Raw genomic sequence first — 19,942 nt, forward strand, 5'->3', positions numbered from 1 at the left:
AGCGAAATCGGGTATAATGTGATGATGGACACATAATGTGCCGCTTTAAGGAGCTGGGAAAAATGAAAGAAACGAAATTTGAACTTTATGAATTGAAACCATTTATTATAGATGCAGTACATCGCCTTGGTTTTTACGAACCAACTGATATCCAGAAAAGGCTGATTCCTGCAGTGTTAAAAAAAGAAAGCGTCATCGGCCAGTCTCAGACGGGTACTGGAAAGACTCACGCTTATTTACTGCCTTTATTAAACAAAATCGATCCTGCTAAGGATGTCGTTCAGGTAGTCATTACGGCTCCGACAAGAGAGCTAGCCAACCAGATTTATCAGGAAGCGCTTAAAATCACGCAGGGTGAGGAAGGCAGTCAGATTCGCTCGAAATGTTTTATCGGAGGCACTGATAAACAAAAATCAATTGATAAATTGAAAATACAGCCGCATCTGGTTGTCGGTACACCCGGACGGATTGCTGACTTAATCAAAGAACAGGCGTTAAGTGTTCATAAAGCGGAATCTCTTGTTATTGATGAAGCGGATCTAATGCTGGACATGGGATTCCTTGCAGATGTAGATTACATCGGTTCCCGCATGCCTGAGGATCTGCAAATGCTTGTGTTCTCAGCGACCATACCGGAAAAGCTGAAACCATTTTTGAAGAAATACATGGAAAATCCGAAATACGCCCATGTGGAGCCAAAACAGGTGACTGCTGCGAAAATCGAGCATATCCTCATTCCTTCGAAACATCGTGACAAGGACAAGCTCCTTTTTGACATCATGTCGCATCTGAATCCATACTTGGGGATTGTGTTTGCCAACACGAAAAATACGGCTGACCATATTGCCCAGTATCTGACTGGCAAAGGCATGAAAATCGGCTTGCTGCACGGCGGATTAACACCACGTGAGCGGAAAAAAGTCATGAAGCAGATCAATGATTTGGAATTCACTTATGTCATTGCAACTGACCTTGCCGCAAGAGGTATTGATATTAAAGGTGTCAGCCATGTTATCAACTATGAGCTGCCGGATGATCTCGATTTCTATGTTCACCGTGTGGGCAGAACGGCTCGTGCCGGCTCATCAGGACAAGCGATGACCATTTATGAGCTTACTGATGAGGATGCATTAGTAAGACTTGAAAAAATGGGCATCGAATTTGATTACTTAGAGCTTGAAAAGGGCGAATGGAAAAAAGGCGATGACCGTCAGCGCCGCAAAAAGCGTAAAAAAACGCCGAATGAAGCGGATGAAATTGCTCATCGTCTCGTGAAAAAGCCGAAGAAGGTTAAGCCTGGGTATAAAAAGAAAATGAGCTATGAGATGGAGAAAATCAAGAAAAAACAGAGAAGAAACCAATCTAAGAAAAGAAAGTAGGGGAACCTGTTGCTGAGAATAGGCTCACACGTCTCTATGAGCGGAAAACATATGCTTCTGGCTGCAAGCCAGGAAGCAGTCTCTTATGGGGCGAATACGTTTATGATCTATACAGGCGCACCGCAAAATACGCGCCGAAAGAAAATTGAAGACTTAAATATAGAAGCAGGCCGGGCACATATGCAAGAAAACGGCATTGACGAGATTATCGTACACGCGCCTTATATTATTAATATTGGCAACACGACAAATCCGTCCACTTTTGAGCTGGGTGTTGATTTTCTTCGTTCAGAAATTGAACGGACAGCGGCCATCGGAGCGAAGCAAATTGTCCTTCATCCTGGTGCTCACGTAGGGGCAGGAGCTGAAGCCGGCATCAAAAAAATTATTGAAGGCTTAAATGAAGTGATTGATCCGAATCAAAATGTCCAGATTGCATTAGAAACAATGGCTGGAAAAGGATCGGAATGCGGCAGAAGCTTTGAGGAGCTTGCACAGATTATCGAAGGCGTTACACACAATGAGCAGCTGTCAGTGTGCTTTGACACGTGCCATACACATGATGCCGGGTATAACATTGTCGAAGACTTTGACGGAGTGCTGAACGAGTTCGATAAAATCATTGGCATTGACCGTATTAAAGTGCTTCATATCAATGACAGCAAAAATGTCAAAGGTGCGAGAAAAGACCGCCATGAAAATATTGGCTTTGGTGAAATAGGTTTTGACGCACTGCAATATGTTGTTCACCATGAGCAGTTAAAAGACATTCCAAAAATTCTTGAAACACCATACGTCGGTGAAGATAAAAAGAACAAAAAACCGCCATACCGTTTTGAGATTGAAATGCTGAAAGAAAAACAATTTGATGATACATTGCTCGAAAAGATTTTACAGCAATAAAAAATGGGGGATAACACCCCCATTTTTTAGCTTGTAAATTGTTTGAATAGTTCATTAACTGTTTGAGCTGTTTCTTTCGATGTAATCGTCTCTACTTGTTTCAGCAGCCGCATTCGTTCACTCTCATTAAAGATGTTTACATTTTTCCCGTATAACAGGTTCGCTACTTCAACTGCCTGCGATCTTGTTAAGCTGATTCCGTATTGTTTTGAGTACTTCAGCAAATCATCAGCAGTAGCCTGATTAAGCCGCTGTAAAATAATTCTTTGAAATAAAATCATCGGTCATTCCACCTCCAGACTTAATGTATGGGCAAATCAGTAAAATGTGTCAGTGTTTAATGGTAAAATAGATTTATAATGTATTTAAAATAGTTATTGCAGGAAAGGAGATTTTATGACCCCAACAAAACAACATAAGAAAGAAACATTTACCCATTTTATTTTCAGGGTCTTTATGATTCTGGTAGGAGCTGCATCTGCGGCTGTAAGTATTGAATTATTTTTAATCCCCAATGATTTTATTGATGGCGGGATTATCGGTGTATCACTTATTTTAGACCACCTCTTTATGTCAAACCCCTTTCTCAATTTCGCTTTATTCGTTGTCATATTAAATATTCCTTTTATGATCTTCGGATATAAATATATCGGTAAGACCTTTCTAGTCTCTACGTTTATAGGGATTGTCGGACTTGCCGTTATTGAATCCTCACTTCACCATGTAGAAGCCATTACAACCCAGCCTATTTTGGCTACTGTGTTCGGAGGTCTTTTACTCGGCTTTGGCGTCGGGCTTGTTATTCGAAACGGAGGTTCAATGGATGGTACAGAAATTCTCGGTATTTTGCTGACCAAAAAACTCCCGTTTTCTGTAGGTGAGTTCGTTATGTTCATCAATGTGTTCATTTTCATTTGGGCAGTTTTTGTGTTCGGTCCTGAGCAAGCGATGTACTCATTCATGACTTATTATATTGCGATGAAAACGATTGATGCTGTGATCCAAGGGCTTGATGAAACAAAAGCTGTCATTATTGTGTCTGAGCAGTATGATGAGATTTCCGACGCGATTTTGCACCGTCTCGGTCGGGGCACAACGAAGCTGAAGGGGAAAGGCGGATATACGGACGAAGAAAAAGACGTAATTTACGCGGTTGTCACAAGGCTGGAAGTGACAAAGCTCAAATCGATCGTGTTTGAAGTTGATCAAAATGCATTCATAACAATTATGAATACTCATGAAACGAGAGGCGGAAAATTCAAAAACGCAATCCACTAGGCTTTCATTTACTTTTATTCATTTTATGGGTATAATTTTATCTGCAGTAAAGAAAATGGCTTGCTGGACAGACAGCTGCCATTTTCTTTTTCATACATGTGATACGTTCTTAAGCAAAGCGAAAAGGGGGACCCTTCATGAACGTACAAGAAGCGCTGAACCTACTAAAAGAAAACGGATATAAATATACAAACAAACGGGAGGATATGCTGCAGCTTTTTGCTGATTCAGACAGATATCTTACCGCTAAAAACGTACTGTCTGCACTGAATGATGATTATCCAGGCTTAAGCTTTGATACAATCTACAGAAATCTTTCTTTATATGAAGAACTTGGGATTTTGGAAACAACTGAGCTGTCCGGTGAAAAGCTCTTCCGATTTAAGTGTTCATTCACCCATCACCACCATCATTTTATTTGTCTTGCCTGCGGCAAAACAAAGGAAATTGAATCATGTCCGATGGACAAGCTTTGTGATGATTTGGATGGCTATCAGGTCAGCGGGCATAAATTTGAGATTTATGGCACATGCCCTGATTGTACAGCGGAAAACCAAGAAAACACTACTGCGTAAAATGCGTATATATGAAAAAGGGGCCCGGTTTGGGCTCCTTTTTCAGTTATTGACGCGTATTAAGTGATGCTTGTTGTTGTTCATCCATTGAACGGCTTCTAGCCAGTTGTTTACTCTGATGATGTTTGAATCAATCGGAAGCTGATTATAAGGGGAATTGAACAAAATCACCGGTATCCCGGCTTCTTTCGCAATCATCATGGCGTTCCCGTGATGATCCTCAAAAAACAGGTCGATGTTATGATTCTTGACCGCTTCAACTTTGTGATGACCGCCAACGAGTTCGATGTGGTCATAATGAATGTTTTGTCTGTCAAACCATTCATAGGTAATATCAGTTAAATGAGTCCGTCTCGCTGTAATATAAATAAGCTTGTGCTCCTCTTTGAGAAGATCAAGTGACTGTTTCGCATGCTGTGCAAGCAATGCTTCCTTATATATGATCGCTTCATTTTGATTCATCCAATCCCAAAATTCTTCCTGGGTAATGTTTAACAGCTTTGTTAAATCATAATCCGTCATATCGTTTAATGAAATGGAAAGATTAAACGAACGGTTCAAATAAGGGACGAATGTATCCTGAGCCGTGATTGTGCCGTCAATATCTATTCCTAAGCGTAACATGCCCACACTCCTTCAGTTTCATCCCTTCAAGTGTAACATAAACAATTGACATTAACAGAAAAGTTTAGCAAACATGAATCAGGCAAAATGGATCAAACTATAAAAGCTCCTTTAATAAAACAGAAGGGGGAATTGAAGGTGGCAAACGATTACGAAAAGCGTGATAACAACAGTTACTATGTTGATCATGGATCTGAAGGGACAAATATTACCCGCGACAATGACGGTTTTTTTGAGGAAACAGCTGCTGAAATCGCAGAGCCTTATCGTGCTGCTGACCGCAGCAATGACCAAGACAATGATCGCAGCGACGGCAATGTCAATGAAGGACGGGGAATAGGATATATCGCTTTAGCCTTGTCCATCATTTCATTGTTTGTACTGCCTGTTTTATTGGGAGCTGCCGGTATTATTGTCGGCTATATCGCAAGAAGAAGAGGTGCTCAAGGCCTTGGAGCCTGGGCAATGGGTATCGGTGTCGTTTCATTAGTGCTTGGAATATTTATTATTCCATTTTTCTAACACAAAAAAGCTTGACGGGTTCCCGTCAAGCTTTTTGTGTTTCTTCTTTTAATTTTGCTTTTTCAGCTTCAAGTTTTGCGTAGTGTTCCTCAGCAAGAATGTCAATTTCTTTTTTGAGTTCTTCTACCATCGTTTCCTCTGGAACCTTACGGACAATTTTCCCTTTCCGGAACAGCAGACCTTCACCGCGTGCACCGGCGATTCCGATATCAGCTTCTCTCGCTTCACCAGGTCCGTTTACAGCGCAGCCGAGAACAGCAACTTTAATCGGCGCTTTTATCTTAGAAATATACTCTTCCACTTCATTGGCAATGCTGATTAGATCAATCTCAATACGGCCGCAAGTCGGACATGAGATGAGCGTGGCAGCATTGGAGGCTAAGCCGAAAGATTTCAGAAGCTCCCTTGCTACTTTTACCTCTTCTACAGGGTCTGCGCTTAGTGAAATGCGCATGGTGTTCCCGATGCCTTTGCTTAAAATGGCGCCGAGTCCTGCTGCGCTCTTTACTGTGCCGGCAAACAGCGTTCCTGACTCGGTGATCCCGAGGTGAAGCGGGTAGTCAAACGCTTTCGCCGCTTTTTCATAAGCCTCGATTGCAAGGTTCACGTCAGAGGCCTTCATGCTGACAATAATATCGTGAAAATCAAGATCCTCAAGAATTTTAATGTGATGAAGTGCGCTTTCTACCATTCCATCGGCAGTCGGATAACCGTATTTTTCTAAAATGCGTTTTTCCAATGAACCGGCGTTTACTCCGATCCTGATCGGAATGCCTTTGTCTTTGGCCGCTTTAACAACCGCTTCAACTTTTTCACGTCGACCGATGTTGCCGGGGTTGATGCGGATTTTATCTGCGCCGCCTTCAATGGCTTTCAACGCAAGTTTATAATCGAAATGTATGTCAACAACAAGAGGAATGGAAATGCGCTTTTTAATATCCGCAATGGCGTTTGCTGCCCGTTCATCCGGACATGCTACCCGAACGATTTGGCAACCGGCTTCAGCCAAACGGTTAATTTCCGCAACCGTTGCTTCTACATCATGTGTTTTTGTTGTTGTCATGCTTTGGATGACAACTTCATTGTTGCCGCCTATTGTTAAAGGTCCCACTTTGACGGGACGCGTTTTTGTACGATGTGTGATTTCACTCACTTGCAATCGCTCCTTAATTGTAGTTGCCGCTTCTAGATATAACAATTCTAGTATGGTTTATGTGAATTTATTTTACAAATTACATTGTAACAGTGTCTTCGCCGAACTGACAAGAAATTAACGTTAAATTAAGGGTAGACCGGGAATTTATACGCTGTTCCCGCTTGAATGGCATTGGCTTTCACATTTGGATTCAGTGCTTCAAAATCCTTTACAATGTCATCCGGAGAACCTGCTGATCCGACTATCGACATAACCGTATCACCCGGCTTTACCTTCACCGTTTTATAAGCCGGTTCTTGTACAGCCGTTTTTGCTGATGCTTCATAGACAGGGAGGTCCTGAATGGGGATGGTTCCAATTTTAAGGTCATAAACAAGAATAAAAAGTATAAAAACAATGCTGCATACTAAGGTGAGACGCTTCATCGCTTTTCCTCCCGCATACGAAATTTTATACCATAGTATGCTTGTCCATTTCGATTCATGACAAAAGAAAAGAGACTGCGAATGCAGCCTCGGTTTATACAGCAGCTTTTTTGGACGGAATCTCTTTTAAAACGAGAAACAGGATGACAAAATTGACAAACCAGTTCAGCAAAAATTCACTTGGTACGGTTGCTTCTAGTGCCCGCATGATTGTAAAGAATACAGTTGAAAGGGTGATGGAATAAGCAGAAAGCTTCCAGAGCTGATGATAGGATAAATGTTTTTTCTGAGAATTCTTAATGATTAACCCGATAAGCGCTAAAAACGATACTTCAATAAATTTTCCCGCTGCTGTTACGAGAAAAATAAGATCTGAGAGAACAGTTACAATCATCGCTTTATTTTGGTTTAAACCTGCAATGACATCTTTTTTCTGTAACTCTGATGGCATCATTGAGTAAGACATTTCTTGGGCTTGTCCGTCAATGGCCAAAACAAATTTGTTCTGAAGGATGCCGATCGCGTTTTGCTTTGCTTCAATTTGTTCAGTGCCATAGGAGTCTGTCGGATCGAACACGATAACGAAACCATTTGCTTGAGATTCCGTGGCTTTTTTCTCATCCGTTTGAAGTTTGCCGTTTGAAATTGTGAAATCAGGGAAATCTTTGTTTAAAACAGTTTTAAAGCCGTTCATTGATTTTACGGTCCCTGTACTTACATAATAAGCGGTAGGGATTGCAAACAGGACAGAGAGCAAAAATACATAAAGAATCGCTTTTCCGATTCCTTGAAATCTTGTTTTTGCAATATCACGGGGAGAGTATGTACTTTTAATGAAAAGCTGAAACACATTCACTATCTTCACTTCCTAGCTAAACTAATATATGTTGCTTATTGTATCGTTGCATGCGTGTGAATACAAGGAAGACATGAAGAAGACAGAGTAAAATGGGAGGATGGAAGCTATGGATATGTTGTATTGGCTGTTGATTGCAGCGGTTTTTATCATTGCCTTTATCGGGCTGGTGTATCCTGTTATTCCGAGCGTAGTATTTATTGTTGCCGGATTTGTATTGTACGGATTTTTATTTTCATTCAGTCCGTATTCTTATATGTTCTGGCTTGTTGAGGCAGTTTTTGCCGCAGTATTATTTGCAGCAGATTACGTGTCGAATCTGCTTGGAGTAAAAAGGTTCGGAGGAAGCAAAGCTGCCATATGGGGAAGCACGATCGGTTTATTAATCGGGCCTTTTGTCATTCCGGTTGCAGGGATCATATTGGGGCCGTTTATCGGGGCTGTTTGCGCAGAACTTATCGTCCATCAGAAGGACTTAAAGTCAGCGTTTAAAATTGGCCTCGGCTCACTCATTGGTTTTTTAACAGGGGTTATTGCAAAGGGCATCATACAGCTTTTGATGATCGGATACTTTTTATGGACGGTCCTATAAGAAATGCTGGCGGCAGGTTTAATGGGGCAGATTATCGGTTAAAGTGAAATATGTCCGCTGAAATGAGCCAAATCGTGAGCTTTTTCATTGATTACAAAGCATTCTTTTGTTACATTGAATGAAGAAAGGCTCGCTGTGAAGCGGCATTTCAGTACATATATACTAAGGAGGAATTATCATGGCTTACGAACTTCCAGAATTACCTTATGCGTACGATGCTTTAGAACCGCATATCGACAAGGAAACTATGACTATTCACCATACGAAACACCACAACACATACGTGACAAATTTAAACAAAGCGGTTGAAGGAAACACTGCTCTTGCCAACAAATCAGTTGAAGAGCTTGTTGCAGATCTTGATTCTGTTCCTGAAAACATCCGCACTGCGGTCCGCAACAACGGCGGCGGACACGCGAACCACAAATTATTCTGGACACTTTTATCTCCAAACGGCGGAGGCGAACCGACTGGCGCGCTTGCTGAAGAGATCAGCAGTGTATTTGGAAGCTTTGACAAATTCAAAGAGCAATTCGCAGCAGCAGCAGCTGGACGCTTCGGTTCTGGCTGGGCATGGCTTGTTGTGAACAACGGGAAACTTGAAATCACAAGCACGCCAAACCAAGATTCTCCGCTTTCAGAAGGCAAAACGCCTATCTTAGGTCTTGACGTTTGGGAGCATGCTTACTACCTTAACTATCAAAACCGCCGTCCTGATTACATTTCAGCTTTCTGGAATGTTGTAAACTGGGACGAAGTGGCTCGTCTATACAGCGAAGCAAAATAATGGCACAAACAAGGTCCTCATTATGGGGCCTTGTTTTTTTATGTCTTCTTTTTACATATCTCGGTTTGAGTGAGACAGACTAAGGGATAGTAAAGGGGAGTCAGTAATGAGCAAACTAAAAAAAGTGATAGGCGATGTAGACGTAAACAAAGGGTTACTCTTTCTGCTGACCATTGGCGGGCTTTACTCGCTGGGAATTGCACTGTCCAATACTTTTGTTAATGTGTATCTTTGGAAGCAGTCAGGGAAATTTATTGATTTGGCGATATATAATTTATCCATTGTGACAATGCAGCCGATAACCTTTTATTTGGCTGGACGGTTAGCCAAAAAAATAGACAGGGTATTCATTTTAAGGTTCGGCGTCATTTTTTTAGCTGCCTTTTATTTAAGTGTGCTTTTAGCCGGAGAAACGGCGGCCAGCCGCCTCGTGCTAATCGGCGCGGTGCTCGGAGTGGGCTATGGCTTTTATTGGCTAGCGTTTAACGTACTGACCTTTGAAATAACAGAGCCGGATACACGAGACTTTTTCAACGGGTTTATGGGCATTCTTTCTTCCTCTGCAGGAATGATCGGCCCGATTGTAGCCGGATTCGTGATCTCAAGGCTTGAAAATAATACGGGTTATACAGTGATTTTCAGTCTCTCCCTCAGTTTATTTGCCCTGGCTGTCGTGATGAGCTTTTTCTTAAAACGGAGAGAATCAAAGGGCCGTTTTATGCTGAGCAAAGTATTTGGAGAGCGCCATAGCAATATGAATTGGCGGAGAATCACGAATGCGCATTTTTTTCAGGGTTTGAGAGAAGGGATTTTTGTCTTTTTAATCAGTGTGTTTGTATTTATTGAGACAAACAGTGAACTTGCTCTCGGTACATTCGGTCTTGTCAATTCAGCTGTTTCCTTCTTTGCCTACTACTTTGCATCCAGGCTGATTAAGAAAAAGGCGAGAAAAAAATCGATTTTGCTGGGCGGACTTATTTTGTATGGCGCGCTGTTTTTGATTCTGTTCCATATGAGCTTTTCGACATTATTAACGTACGGCGTTTTTATTGCCATCGGCTATCCTCTGTTGCTTGTGCCATATGTATCACTTACATATGATGTGATAGGGAACGCGAGGCATGCCAGAAAAGCAAGAATTGAATATATCGTGCTTAGAGAAATGTTCTTGAATGCCGGCAGAATTGTTTCCATTTTGTGCTTTCTCCTGATCATGGCCCTTCTGAAAGAGGATGTGGGAATTCCTTTGTCACTTGCGATATTGGGTATAGGACATCCTTTGATTTATTACTTTGTCAAGGATATCCGTTTTAAGGAGAAAGAAGGGGAAAATGAAACCAAGGAAGAAGACGGCCAAAAACGGGTAACAGAACCGACCCTGTTAAAAGGCGAGAGATAATTTTTTTGCCAAAAAGGGGTTATCTGTAGAAAAAAGTCGAAAAAACCTTTAAAATGAAAACTGGCACTCTTACTTGAGTGTCTTTTCTTTCTGTAAATAGAAAAGGTGATGTTATGAGGAGAAATAAACCAAAAAAGCAAAATCATAAAGAGAAAAAGAAGTCGCTTCCGATCCGGCTGAATATTTTATTTTTAGCTGCCTTTGTTATATTCACCTGGATTATTGTGGAACTGGGCATCAAGCAGATCGTGCAAGGCGATGATTACAAAAACCAAGCGAATAAGCAGGAACAAAGTGAAGTCAGCTCAGCGGTACCACGCGGGAAAATTTATGATCGAAACTTTAATGCCATTGTGACAAATAAGGCTTTAAATGCAATCACATACACGAGATCTAAATCGACCACGCAAGAACAGCGCTTAAAGATCGCAAAAAAGCTGTCTGACATGATCAAAGTCGATACAAAAAAAGTAACAGAACGGGATAAAAAAGATTATTGGATTTTGACTAGACCGAAAGAAGCGAAAAAGCTCATTAGCTCTAAAGAAAGACAGCAGGTTGAAGACAAAAAAATATCCGATGACGATTTATACCAGCTTCAGCTAAAACGGATTACTGATAAGCAGCTGAATGAATTGACGGATAAAGATATGCAGATCCTCGCTATCAAAAGGCGTATGGATTCAGGCTATGCTTTGACCCCTCAATATATTAAAAATGAGGATGTATCAGCGAAGGAAATGGCAGTGGTAAGTGAACATTTAGACGAACTGCCAGGTGTTGATGTCACGTCCGATTGGGAACGTGAATATCCGTATAAAAACCTTCTTCGCTCAGTGCTCGGAAGTGTGTCCAGCTCTAATGAAGGATTGCCGTCCAACTTGCTCGACCATTATCTGTCGCTTGGCTACAGCCGAAATGACAGGGTCGGAAAAAGCTATCTGGAATACCAATATGAAAGCCTTCTGCAGGGCCAAAAAGCAAAAGTCGAAAATATCACAGATTCAAAAGGCAATGTCACGGGAACAAAAACGGTATCTGAAGGCAAAGCCGGGAAAGATCTTGTACTAACAATTGATATTGATTTGCAAAAATCAGTGGAAAAAATTATTGAGAAAAAACTTAAAGCTGCTAAAGCAAGACCTAGTACCGAATTGTTGGATCGTGCATTCGTTGTCATGATGGACCCTAGAAACGGCGAAGTGCTGACAATGGCAGGGAAGCAGATTAAACGAGAAAATGGAGCCTATAAGTTTGATGATTATGCATTAGGAGCCATGACTTCATCCTACGCTATGGGATCAGCTGTAAAAGGTGCAACCGTTTTGACCGGTCTTCAAACTGGAGCGATTAATTTGAATACTGTATTTAAGGATGAACCATTGTATATCGGCCAGGATAAAAGAGGGAAAAAATCTTGGCAAAACTTAGGGCCGGTTGGTATTCAAACTGCATTAGAGAAGTCATCAAACGTTTTTATGTTTAAAACAGCTATTGCAGTTGGTAAAGGTGAATATAAACCTCACCAAGCATTGCCTTTGGATACTTCTGCATTTGATACCTTCAGAAATTATTTCAGTCAATTTGGATTAGGAGTAAAAACAGGAATTGATCTACCAAATGAAATGACGGGATATAAAGGTACAAGCAGATTATCTGGTTTCTTGCTTGATTTCGCCATTGGACAGTATGATACTTATACACCGCTGGAATTGGCTCAATATGTCTCCACCATAGCAAATGGTGGCTACCGCATGAAGCCTCAGCTTGTAAAGGAAGTCAGAGATTCAAATGCGAAAAAAGGGATCGGCGCAGTCGTTGATTCTGTTCAGCCTGAAGTATTGAATAAAGTCGATATGAAGAGTAGCTATATTGAAGAGGTCCAAGCCGGTTTTAGACGGGTTGCCACTAAAGGGACAGCTGCAGGTCAACTGGCTTCAGCATCGTATAAACCAGCTGCAAAAACAGGAACAGCCCAATCATTTTACGACGGACCGGATAAATCAAAAACAGGAACAGACACTTATAATACGACGCTTGTGGCTTATGCACCAGCTGACAATCCTGAGATTGCTATTTCTGTCGTAGTTCCTTGGACTTACATTGATTACAATCAAAGATACTCAATTACAAACGAAATCGGCAGGGAAGTAATGGATAAATATTTTGAGCTGAAATCGAAGCAGGACAAAGAAGATACTCAGCAAAAGAATAAAGACAAAATTGAAGAAAATGCAGAAAACACAACGTCTTCTGATAACTAAAAAGAAACGCTCACATGATGTGGGCGTTTTTTTTTATACAAAAAAACGCACTGATTTACAAAACCTTAACATTCGGTTCAAACCCTTTTTACATAGAACCTTTACTCTATACGTGTAGGACAAATTACACATTATACGCAGGGGGAATTCAGGAAATGAAAAAAAACAAATTGGTGCTTATGCTTCTGATGGCTGCATTTATGATGATTGCAGCTGCATGCGGAAATGCAGGAGAAAGTAAAAAATCGAATAGCGATTCTGCAAAAGGAGAAGAAAAGGCATCAGGTTCTTTAACCATTTCTGGTTCATCGGCAATGCAGCCACTAGTACTTGCAGCCGCGGAAAAATTTATGGAAGAAAACCCTGATGCTGATATACAGGTACAAGCTGGCGGTTCTGGAACAGGGCTTTCTCAAGTCTCTGAAGGAGCTGTTCAGATCGGGAATTCAGACGTTTTTGCAGAAGAAAAAGAAGGCATCGATGCAAAAGCGCTTGTCGATCATCAAGTCGCTGTAGTTGGTATGGCAGCAGCTGTAAACCCTGATGCTGGTGTGAAGGATATTTCAAAAGATGAATTGAAAAAAATCTTCACTGGCAAAATTAAAAACTGGAAAGAGCTCGGCGGCAAAGACCAAAAGATTACACTTGTAAACCGTCCTGATTCTTCTGGCACACGTGCTACATTTGTGAAATATGCGCTTGACGGAGAAGAACCTGCAGAAGGCATTACTGAAGATTCCTCCAACACGGTGAAAAAAATCATTGCTGATACTCCGGGAGCGATTGGATATCTTGCATTCTCATATTTAACAGATGACAAAGTAACTGCTCTATCTATTGACGGTGTTAAACCTGAAGCGAAAAATGTAGCAACTGGCGAGTATCCGATCTGGGCTTATCAGCATTCTTATACAAAAGGTGAAGCGACAGGTTTAGCTAAAGAATTTCTTGATTATCTAAAGAGTGAAGACATTCAAAAAAGCATTGTTACTGACCAAGGCTACATTCCGGTTACTGATATGAAAGTGACACGCGATGCCAACGGGAAGCAAAGCTGATCTTAATAAAAAGAGGAGTGCGGGGACAACCGTTTCTCCTCTTAACACATTCATAGGAGTGTAAAACAATGATAAACAATAGAGAAAATATGTCTGTGAGCGAGCGTTTAATCAGCTCAAGGCAAAATCGGCAATTGGATGAAGTTCGGGGAAGAATGATTGTGACAGCATGTGCGCTGATTATGATTGCGGCATCTGTTGCAATCACCATTTTCCTCGGCGTGAAGGGGCTGCAATCTTTTCTTGTAAATGGTGTAAGCCCAATTGAATTCTTAACGAGCTTAAATTGGAATCCTACAGATAGTGATCCGAAATACGGAGTGCTGCCATTTATTTTTGGCTCATTTGCAGTAACGATTCTTTCTGCTCTAATCGCTGCGCCGCTTGGCATTGCAGGTGCGATTTTTATGACAGAGATTGCCCCGAATTGGGGAAAGAAAGTGCTGCAGCCGGTGATTGAGCTTTTAGTCGGTATTCCATCTGTTGTTTATGGATTCATAGGTCTTACAGTATTGGTGCCGTTTATCGCCCAGTTCAAATCGAGCGGAACAGGGCACAGTTTATTGGCGGGAACGATTGTCCTTTCCGTCATGATTCTCCCGACGATCACATCGATTTCTGCTGATGCAATGGCTTCTCTTCCGAAGAGTTTACGAGAGGGTTCTTACGCGCTTGGTGCGACAAGATGGCAGACGATCAGAAAAGTACTTGTGCCTGCAGCTTTTCCAACATTGATGACAGCTGTTGTGTTAGGCATGGCTCGGGCGTTCGGTGAAGCTTTGGCTGTTCAGATGGTCATTGGAAATACAAGAGTATTGCCGGAAAGCCTGTTTGACACTGCGGGAACGCTGACAACGATCATCACGCTGAATATGGGCCACACCACATACGGAAGTGTTGAAAACAATACGCTGTGGTCAATGGGGCTTGTGCTTCTGGTGATGTCATTCCTGTTCATCCTGCTTATTCGCTACTTGTCATCTAGGAGGAAAGTGTAATGAACCGCAAAATAACAGATAAACTGGCGACCGGAATGTTTGGTTTGTGTGCAGCCATTATCGCTGCCATTTTAGTAGGTTTGTTTTCCTATATTATTATAAACGGTGTTTCTCAGCTCAGTTTTCAATTTATTACAACAAAATCGAGCGCCATTGCAGCTGGAGGAGGCATACGAGATCAGCTGTTTAACTCCTTTTATATTTTGTTTATTACAATGCTGATTACAATCCCGCTCGGTGTGGGCGGCGGAGTCTTCATGGCTGAATACGCGCCTAATAACAAAGTAACTGACTTCATCAGAACATGTATAGAGGTGCTTTCATCTCTTCCGTCTATTGTCATTGGGATGTTTGGATTATTGATGTTTGTCAACTTAACAGGCTGGGGATATACGATCATAGGCGGGGCGCTTGCGTTAACTGTTTTTAACCTTCCTGTCATGGTGCGTGTGACAGAAGACGCGATCCGTTCAGTCCCTAAAGATCTGAAGGAAGCCTCTCTCGCTTTAGGTGTATCACGCTGGCATACCGTAAAAACGGTTTTAATTCCAAGTGCGATTCCTTCTATTATCACAGGAGCAATTTTAGCGTCAGGAAGGGTGTTCGGGGAAGCGGCCGCATTATTATTTACGGCAGGCCTGACAACACCGCGTCTTAATTTTACGGAGTGGAACCCGTTTTCGGAAACATCACCGCTTAATATTTTCAGGCCCGCTGAAACACTTGCGGTCCACATTTGGAACGTCAATACACAAGGAATGATTCCGGATGCTGAAGCGATTGCCAACGGTGGTTCTGCCGTGCTGGTGATTTCTGTTCTTGTGTTTAATCTCGCAGCGAGATGGCTTGGCACGATGATCTACAAGAAGCTTACGGCAAATTAGAACGGAAAGAGGCGAAAAACATGTCTGAACAAATGGTAAAAGAAAAACCTGAGCGAGCTGTTATTGTTCCGAAGCAGAACCACGTGCTTGAGGTCAAAGATCTGTCTATTTTTTACGGAAATAAACAAGCCGTTCATCATGTAAACATGGATATTGAAAAAAATGCGGTGACTGCTTTAATTGGGCCGTCGGGATGCGGAAAATCTACTTTTTTGAGAAATATTAACCGAATGAACGATTTAATTCCATCTGCAAGAGCGGAAGGTGAAATCCTTTATGAAGGATTAAATATATTGGGCGGCAATATTAACGTTGTCAGCTTGAGAAGAGAAATCGGAATGGTTTTCCAAAAACCAAATCCATTTCCGAAATCGATCTATGCGAATATCACACATGCATTGAAATATGCCGGAGAGCGGAATAAAGCTGTTTTAGATGGAATTGTGGAAGAAAGTTTAACAAAAGCGGCTCTCTGGGATGAGGTGAAGGATCGTTTACATTCATCCGCACTCTCGTTATCCGGCGGCCAGCAGCAGCGTTTATGCATCGCGAGAACGCTTGCGATGAAGCCGGCTGTTCTTCTGCTTGATGAACCAGCTTCAGCGCTTGATCCGATTTCAAATGCGAAAATAGAGGAATTAATTACAGGATTGAAAAGAGAATACTCAATTATTATTGTCACGCACAATATGCAGCAGGCTCTGCGGGTTTCTGACCGGACGGCATTCTTTTTAAACGGCGAGCTTGTAGAATACGGACAGACCGAACAGATTTTCACGAGTCCGAAAAAGCAAAAGACAGAGGATTATATTAATGGGAAATTCGGATAGGAGGGCGGCAATGAGTATTGCTACCGAAGCCGTAATGAAACAGGAAGTCTATCAAGTCAATGGAATGAACTTATGGTATGGACAGCATCATGCTTTAAAAAATATCAATTTGAGCATTTATGAAAATGAGGTTACGGCGATTATCGGTCCATCCGGATGCGGGAAATCGACCTTTATCAAGACATTGAATTTAATGATTCAAATGACGCCAAATGTAAAGCTTGCAGGTGAGCTGAACTATAATGGCAGCAACATTTTAAAGGATAAAGTGGACATCGTGGATTTACGGAAAAATATCGGCATGGTATTCCAAAAAGGGAACCCGTTTCCGCAATCTATTTTTGATAATGTGGCTTACGGACCGAGAGTCCACGGCACCAAAAATAAGAAGAAGCTTCAGGAAATTGTGGAAAAGTCATTAAAAGACGTGGCGTTATGGGATGAGGTGAAGGATCGATTGCATACGTCCGCTCTTTCGCTGTCAGGGGGCCAGCAGCAGCGTCTTTGCATCGCCAGAGCACTTGCGACCAATCCTGATATTTTGCTGATGGATGAACCGACATCTGCACTAGATCCAATCTCAACGAGAAAAATTGAAGAACTCATTCTAGAGCTAAAAAATAAATATACAATTGTCATTGTCACGCATAACATGCAGCAGGCAGCAAGGGTTTCTGATCAAACCGCCTTTTTCTACATGGGCGAGCTTGTTGAATGCGACAATACGAATAAAATGTTCTCTAACCCGAAGGACCAAAGAACGCTCGATTACATTTCAGGAAAGTTTGGATGAAAAAAACAGGCTGAGTCAGCCTGTTTTTTATCGTGTTAACGTTTTTACGATCTTTTTGAAACTCATGTCTGATTTTACTTTAAACTCGCCGGCACGAATTTCTTTGTGATAGCCGGCATCAATGACATAGTCATTAAAGTCTTGAGCCGAAGAGATAATGCCCTCTTTTTCAAGAATAGCAGATACATCCGCAGTGCTCATGCCATCTTTAATTTTGAGCTTGTACGTTTTGACTTTGTCTGTTTTCGTGTCTGAGCTGCTGTCATCGGTCAACGATTTCTCTTTTGAATCAAGAAGTTTTTGATATTCATCACGGTTCACAGAAACCATTTTTTTAGAATCAAGGTAATTGTTCACGTCTTGTTCAGTTACTGTTTTATTATCTTTTACAGCAGCGGCCTGGTCTTCGTCAGTCAGATAAAAAACAGCTGCAAGAACGGCTGTCGCTAAAATGATGCCGCCAGCAAATGCCTGAATGCCCCGTTTTGTCATACGAGCACCTTCTCATTATCCTTGATAATCGTATTCACGTCTTCCACTGATACATGCTCAGCTTTAGCAATCGCTTCAGCTGACATACCGTTATTATATTTAGAAAGTATTTGTTTAGCGATTTTTTGATTGATGTCGCTCTGCTTTGATTTGCGAATGACAAGGTTTGTTTCCAGTAATTCTTCCTCAAGCACTGTCATTTTCTTTTTGAGCTTGTAAATTTCCTGCATCGCAGAAAGCTGCAGTGTTTCGAGTTCCTGTTCTACATCTTTCATCGGGTCTCTTTGAGAATATGAGAATGCAATTAGCGCTATACTGACGATAAACAACGCAATAATAGCAATTTCCACGTTTCATCACCTTCTATTCTTTTTTTATCCTTCTTTTTTATACCATAAAACCAATAGTTTCTAAAGGAATTCGCGAAAAAAACGAGATTTTGTCGAGAAATCTTTCTTTGCTTCTTCTTTATGTAATGGTTTAATAGGAACACGAAGTGAACGATTGGAAAGGAGAATGTTAGGAGTCCATGGATAAACACCCATTTCCCTATAATATACGACATAAGCTTTTCTTTTTTAGGGACACATTCGACATGATCATTCAAAACGCTCACACCCTGACCGTAAGCTGGGAAATCTCAGAAGAAACAATGCGGCTGGCTGAAGCGGTCCTTTTCGAAAAGACGCAGGATATGATAAAAGAATTGCGCATTGTCATCAAAAGAAAAGACATTGAAGCTGTCAGTACAAAACGCACAACGTATGATAAAGGCGAATGGACGATTAGACAGGCGGCTGGTGATGCTGTATATCGGGCTGAATACAGAATTGTGAATTCAATGAATGTCTCTCTCAAGCTTGCCGGTACAGATGACATCTATCTTGATGAAAATGGGATTCGTCATATAAACAGCTTTCAGATTGAAGAAGCGCACACCAGGTGGGAAGAGCAATTTTCTGCATACACCTGTTATGGGAGAGGGGAAAAAGAACGGTGAACATTCTCATGCTTTCACCCGAACATCCCGATGAGCCGAAAAGCGGGCTCGGTGACCATTTAAACCGCCTCATTTCCTATTTAAAGCCTCATATCAACATTACGGTTTGTACTCCGAGCGGGCAGTTGTTTTCGTATGCGAAGTTTGAAGATTACATAGCTGATGCTAACTTTACAATGGTTCGCCATGTGTTATCACACAATGAACGCTTTGATCTGATTCATGCTCATGATGACACAACAGCCCCTGCCGCCCAGTATTTGAAACAACGGCTTGGCCTTCCGCTTGCTGCGACAATCCACGGCCTGGAAAGCGAAAGGAAGAAGGTGTGCCGAGAAGCCCCACACCCATACAGGCTCATGACCGAACGGCTCCTTATAGAATCGGCTGATGCTTTGGTCGTATTAAGCACGTTTATGAAGCGGTCTCTTAATAAGGCAGCACATAAAAAAATAACCGTTATCCCAAGCCCTGCATCTATGGAGGAAGAGAAGGGGAAAATCCAAAGAAGCATAAATAGAAGATTCCTCTTTTCATATGGAAGGTTCGTTCCGGAAAAAGGATTTTCGCAGCTGTTAAAGGTATTTGCCATCTTGAAGCAGCGTCAGCCTGACCTCTATCTAGTGCTGGCTGGGGAGGGGCCGTCTCTGTCCTCCTATGAGAAATTGGCTGCGGCATATAACCTGAAGGATCGTGTCATGTTCCTGCCGTTTCTCAATAGGAAAGACATCAGAACGTTACTGTCTCAATGTGAAATGGCTGTTTTCCCTAGTTCTTATGAACCGTTTGGGCTAGCCGCGCAAGAAAGCATGGAACAAGGTGTGCTGACTGTCGTTTCTCAGTCGGGTGGTTTTTGTGATTATGCCGTTCATGACAAAACGGCAATCATCGCTAATTTTACGCTCGTACAGGAAGCGGCTGATCTGCTGGACAGTTTTTTAAAAGACCGGGAAAAAGCCCGCCGGATAAAAGAAGCTGGCAGACAACAAGTGTTCAAGCTCCACCACCCCCGACTCATTACGTCATCATATTTGCAGCTTTATGAGCGTATCTTCAATAATTCAGCAATTCATTGAAAAACAGCCTAGCATTCCGTCCATTATAGTGGTATTATATATAAGTCTGAA

23 protein-coding genes are annotated in these 19,942 nt (G+C 41.8%); 16 read left to right on the plus strand and 7 right to left on the minus strand.

Going from position 1 to position 19,942, the window contains the following annotated elements:
* Window positions 1-62: 62 nt before the first annotated feature.
* Both cshB and PUN35_RS01870 read left to right on the plus strand, forming a co-directional pair.
* Complete coding sequence (gene cshB / locus PUN35_RS01865; protein WP_015483443.1) at window positions 63-1,379, plus strand: DEAD-box ATP-dependent RNA helicase CshB; 1,317 nt, start codon at window positions 63-65, stop codon at window positions 1,377-1,379.
* Window positions 1,380-1,388: 9 nt separating this feature from the next.
* The gene (locus PUN35_RS01870) at window positions 1,389-2,282 is read left to right on the plus strand and encodes a deoxyribonuclease IV (RefSeq protein WP_009967756.1); all 894 of its coding nucleotides are present in this window, start codon (window positions 1,389-1,391) and stop codon (window positions 2,280-2,282) included.
* Window positions 2,283-2,308: 26 nt separating this feature from the next.
* Here PUN35_RS01870 and PUN35_RS01875 read toward each other — a convergent pair whose 3' ends face one another.
* A complete protein-coding gene (locus PUN35_RS01875) occupies window positions 2,309-2,563 on the minus strand; it encodes a DUF2624 domain-containing protein (RefSeq protein ID WP_003230076.1) in 255 nt (84 codons plus the stop codon).
* Window positions 2,564-2,678: 115 nt separating this feature from the next.
* Between PUN35_RS01875 and PUN35_RS01880 the strand changes: the two genes are divergently transcribed.
* The gene (locus PUN35_RS01880; RefSeq protein ID WP_014480282.1) at window positions 2,679-3,560 is read left to right on the plus strand and encodes a YitT family protein; all 882 of its coding nucleotides are present in this window, start codon (window positions 2,679-2,681) and stop codon (window positions 3,558-3,560) included.
* 137 nt (window positions 3,561-3,697) lie between these two features.
* Window positions 3,698-4,135 carry a zinc uptake transcriptional repressor Zur gene (zur, locus tag PUN35_RS01885; protein WP_004398578.1) on the plus strand — a complete coding sequence of 146 codons (438 nt, stop codon included), beginning with the start codon at window positions 3,698-3,700 and terminating at the stop codon, window positions 4,133-4,135.
* A 42-nt stretch (window positions 4,136-4,177) separates the two neighbouring features.
* Here zur and PUN35_RS01890 read toward each other — a convergent pair whose 3' ends face one another.
* Window positions 4,178-4,759, minus strand: a complete 582-nt coding sequence (locus PUN35_RS01890; protein WP_003246215.1) for a nucleotidase — start codon at window positions 4,757-4,759, stop codon at window positions 4,178-4,180.
* A gap of 132 nt (window positions 4,760-4,891) precedes the next feature.
* On the opposite strand from PUN35_RS01890, the gene PUN35_RS01895 reads away from it, so the two are divergent.
* Window positions 4,892-5,281, plus strand: coding sequence for a DUF308 domain-containing protein (locus PUN35_RS01895; protein WP_072557054.1), 390 nt, complete (start codon window positions 4,892-4,894; stop codon window positions 5,279-5,281).
* Between the two features lie 25 nt (window positions 5,282-5,306).
* On the opposite strand, the gene ispG is transcribed toward PUN35_RS01895, so the two are convergent.
* The 3 genes from ispG to PUN35_RS01910 all read right to left on the minus strand — a co-directional run bounded on the left by ispG (window position 5,307) and on the right by PUN35_RS01910 (window position 7,718).
* Entirely contained in the window at window positions 5,307-6,440 is a 1,134-nt protein-coding gene (ispG, locus tag PUN35_RS01900) for a flavodoxin-dependent (E)-4-hydroxy-3-methylbut-2-enyl-diphosphate synthase (RefSeq protein WP_010886567.1), read from the minus strand.
* 122 nt (window positions 6,441-6,562) lie between these two features.
* The gene (locus PUN35_RS01905) at window positions 6,563-6,862 is read right to left on the minus strand and encodes a LysM peptidoglycan-binding domain-containing protein (protein WP_014480280.1); all 300 of its coding nucleotides are present in this window, start codon (window positions 6,860-6,862) and stop codon (window positions 6,563-6,565) included.
* A 94-nt stretch (window positions 6,863-6,956) separates the two neighbouring features.
* Window positions 6,957-7,718 carry a DUF1189 domain-containing protein gene (locus PUN35_RS01910; RefSeq protein ID WP_014480279.1) on the minus strand — a complete coding sequence of 254 codons (762 nt, stop codon included), beginning with the start codon at window positions 7,716-7,718 and terminating at the stop codon, window positions 6,957-6,959.
* Window positions 7,719-7,827: 109 nt separating this feature from the next.
* On the opposite strand from PUN35_RS01910, the gene PUN35_RS01915 reads away from it, so the two are divergent.
* The 9 genes from PUN35_RS01915 (at window position 7,828) to pstB (PUN35_RS01955) (ending at window position 17,323) form a co-directional block, all read left to right on the plus strand.
* Window positions 7,828-8,310, plus strand: a complete 483-nt coding sequence (locus PUN35_RS01915) for a DUF456 domain-containing protein (RefSeq protein WP_004398518.1) — start codon at window positions 7,828-7,830, stop codon at window positions 8,308-8,310.
* A 178-nt stretch (window positions 8,311-8,488) separates the two neighbouring features.
* Window positions 8,489-9,097, plus strand: coding sequence for a superoxide dismutase SodA (gene sodA / locus PUN35_RS01920; RefSeq protein WP_014480278.1), 609 nt, complete (start codon window positions 8,489-8,491; stop codon window positions 9,095-9,097).
* Between the two features lie 106 nt (window positions 9,098-9,203).
* Window positions 9,204-10,496, plus strand: a complete 1,293-nt coding sequence (locus tag PUN35_RS01925; RefSeq protein WP_014480277.1) for an MFS transporter — start codon at window positions 9,204-9,206, stop codon at window positions 10,494-10,496.
* Window positions 10,497-10,609: 113 nt separating this feature from the next.
* A complete protein-coding gene (gene pbpA / locus PUN35_RS01930) occupies window positions 10,610-12,760 on the plus strand; it encodes a penicillin-binding protein 2A (protein WP_014480276.1) in 2,151 nt (716 codons plus the stop codon).
* Between the two features lie 155 nt (window positions 12,761-12,915).
* The gene (locus tag PUN35_RS01935; protein ID WP_014480275.1) at window positions 12,916-13,818 is read left to right on the plus strand and encodes a phosphate ABC transporter substrate-binding protein; all 903 of its coding nucleotides are present in this window, start codon (window positions 12,916-12,918) and stop codon (window positions 13,816-13,818) included.
* A gap of 68 nt (window positions 13,819-13,886) precedes the next feature.
* Window positions 13,887-14,816: a phosphate ABC transporter permease subunit PstC gene (gene pstC, locus PUN35_RS01940; protein WP_014477352.1), complete on the plus strand. Its 930-nt coding sequence runs from the start codon at window positions 13,887-13,889 to the stop codon at window positions 14,814-14,816.
* Complete coding sequence (gene pstA, locus PUN35_RS01945) at window positions 14,816-15,700, plus strand: phosphate ABC transporter permease PstA (protein WP_003230103.1); 885 nt, start codon at window positions 14,816-14,818, stop codon at window positions 15,698-15,700. Before pstC ends, pstA begins: the two co-directional genes overlap by 1 nt.
* A gap of 20 nt (window positions 15,701-15,720) precedes the next feature.
* Window positions 15,721-16,530, plus strand: coding sequence for a phosphate ABC transporter ATP-binding protein PstB (gene pstB / locus PUN35_RS01950; protein ID WP_033881038.1), 810 nt, complete (start codon window positions 15,721-15,723; stop codon window positions 16,528-16,530).
* Window positions 16,531-16,540: 10 nt separating this feature from the next.
* Entirely contained in the window at window positions 16,541-17,323 is a 783-nt protein-coding gene (gene pstB, locus PUN35_RS01955) for a phosphate ABC transporter ATP-binding protein PstB (RefSeq protein WP_014480273.1), read from the plus strand.
* A 27-nt stretch (window positions 17,324-17,350) separates the two neighbouring features.
* On the opposite strand, the gene PUN35_RS01960 is transcribed toward pstB (PUN35_RS01955), so the two are convergent.
* Both PUN35_RS01960 and PUN35_RS01965 read right to left on the minus strand, forming a co-directional pair.
* Complete coding sequence (locus PUN35_RS01960; protein WP_014480272.1) at window positions 17,351-17,815, minus strand: endolytic transglycosylase MltG; 465 nt, start codon at window positions 17,813-17,815, stop codon at window positions 17,351-17,353.
* Complete coding sequence (locus tag PUN35_RS01965; protein ID WP_014477348.1) at window positions 17,812-18,165, minus strand: hypothetical protein; 354 nt, start codon at window positions 18,163-18,165, stop codon at window positions 17,812-17,814. Before PUN35_RS01965 ends, PUN35_RS01960 begins: the two co-directional genes overlap by 4 nt.
* A gap of 179 nt (window positions 18,166-18,344) precedes the next feature.
* On the opposite strand from PUN35_RS01965, the gene PUN35_RS01970 reads away from it, so the two are divergent.
* Window positions 18,345-18,815, plus strand: a complete 471-nt coding sequence (locus PUN35_RS01970) for a hypothetical protein (protein ID WP_033881036.1) — start codon at window positions 18,345-18,347, stop codon at window positions 18,813-18,815.
* Complete coding sequence (locus PUN35_RS01975; RefSeq protein WP_033881035.1) at window positions 18,812-19,891, plus strand: glycosyltransferase family 4 protein; 1,080 nt, start codon at window positions 18,812-18,814, stop codon at window positions 19,889-19,891. The genes PUN35_RS01970 and PUN35_RS01975 overlap by 4 nt, the downstream gene beginning before the upstream one ends.
* The last annotated feature ends 51 nt before the right edge of the window (window positions 19,892-19,942 follow it).

It is taken from the genome of Bacillus sp. N3378-2at (assembly GCF_033412715.1).
GTDB classification, from domain to species: Bacteria; Bacillota; Bacilli; order Bacillales; family Bacillaceae; genus Bacillus; species Bacillus subtilis.

What these genes read in the sequence shown, in the direction of transcription:
- PUN35_RS01915 (WP_004398518.1), top strand. Translation starts at nt 7,828, where the DNA reads ATGGATATGTTGTATTGGCTGTTGATTGCAGCGGTTTTTATCATTGCC.
- zur (WP_004398578.1), top strand. Translation starts at nt 3,698, where the DNA reads ATGAACGTACAAGAAGCGCTGAACCTACTAAAAGAAAACGGATATAAA.
- PUN35_RS01890 (WP_003246215.1), bottom strand. Translation starts at nt 4,759, where the DNA reads ATGTTACGCTTAGGAATAGATATTGACGGCACAATCACGGCTCAGGAT.
- PUN35_RS01875 (WP_003230076.1), bottom strand. Translation starts at nt 2,563, where the DNA reads ATGATTTTATTTCAAAGAATTATTTTACAGCGGCTTAATCAGGCTACT.
- PUN35_RS01905 (WP_014480280.1), bottom strand. Translation starts at nt 6,862, where the DNA reads ATGAAGCGTCTCACCTTAGTATGCAGCATTGTTTTTATACTTTTTATT.
- pbpA (WP_014480276.1), top strand. Translation starts at nt 10,610, where the DNA reads ATGAGGAGAAATAAACCAAAAAAGCAAAATCATAAAGAGAAAAAGAAG.
- PUN35_RS01960 (WP_014480272.1), bottom strand. Translation starts at nt 17,815, where the DNA reads ATGACAAAACGGGGCATTCAGGCATTTGCTGGCGGCATCATTTTAGCG.
- cshB (WP_015483443.1), top strand. Translation starts at nt 63, where the DNA reads ATGAAAGAAACGAAATTTGAACTTTATGAATTGAAACCATTTATTATA.
- pstB (WP_033881038.1), top strand. Translation starts at nt 15,721, where the DNA reads ATGTCTGAACAAATGGTAAAAGAAAAACCTGAGCGAGCTGTTATTGTT.
- PUN35_RS01935 (WP_014480275.1), top strand. Translation starts at nt 12,916, where the DNA reads ATGAAAAAAAACAAATTGGTGCTTATGCTTCTGATGGCTGCATTTATG.
- pstA (WP_003230103.1), top strand. Translation starts at nt 14,816, where the DNA reads ATGAACCGCAAAATAACAGATAAACTGGCGACCGGAATGTTTGGTTTG.
- pstC (WP_014477352.1), top strand. Translation starts at nt 13,887, where the DNA reads ATGATAAACAATAGAGAAAATATGTCTGTGAGCGAGCGTTTAATCAGC.
- PUN35_RS01970 (WP_033881036.1), top strand. Translation starts at nt 18,345, where the DNA reads ATGGATAAACACCCATTTCCCTATAATATACGACATAAGCTTTTCTTT.
- PUN35_RS01925 (WP_014480277.1), top strand. Translation starts at nt 9,204, where the DNA reads ATGAGCAAACTAAAAAAAGTGATAGGCGATGTAGACGTAAACAAAGGG.
- pstB (WP_014480273.1), top strand. Translation starts at nt 16,541, where the DNA reads ATGAGTATTGCTACCGAAGCCGTAATGAAACAGGAAGTCTATCAAGTC.
- sodA (WP_014480278.1), top strand. Translation starts at nt 8,489, where the DNA reads ATGGCTTACGAACTTCCAGAATTACCTTATGCGTACGATGCTTTAGAA.
- PUN35_RS01880 (WP_014480282.1), top strand. Translation starts at nt 2,679, where the DNA reads ATGACCCCAACAAAACAACATAAGAAAGAAACATTTACCCATTTTATT.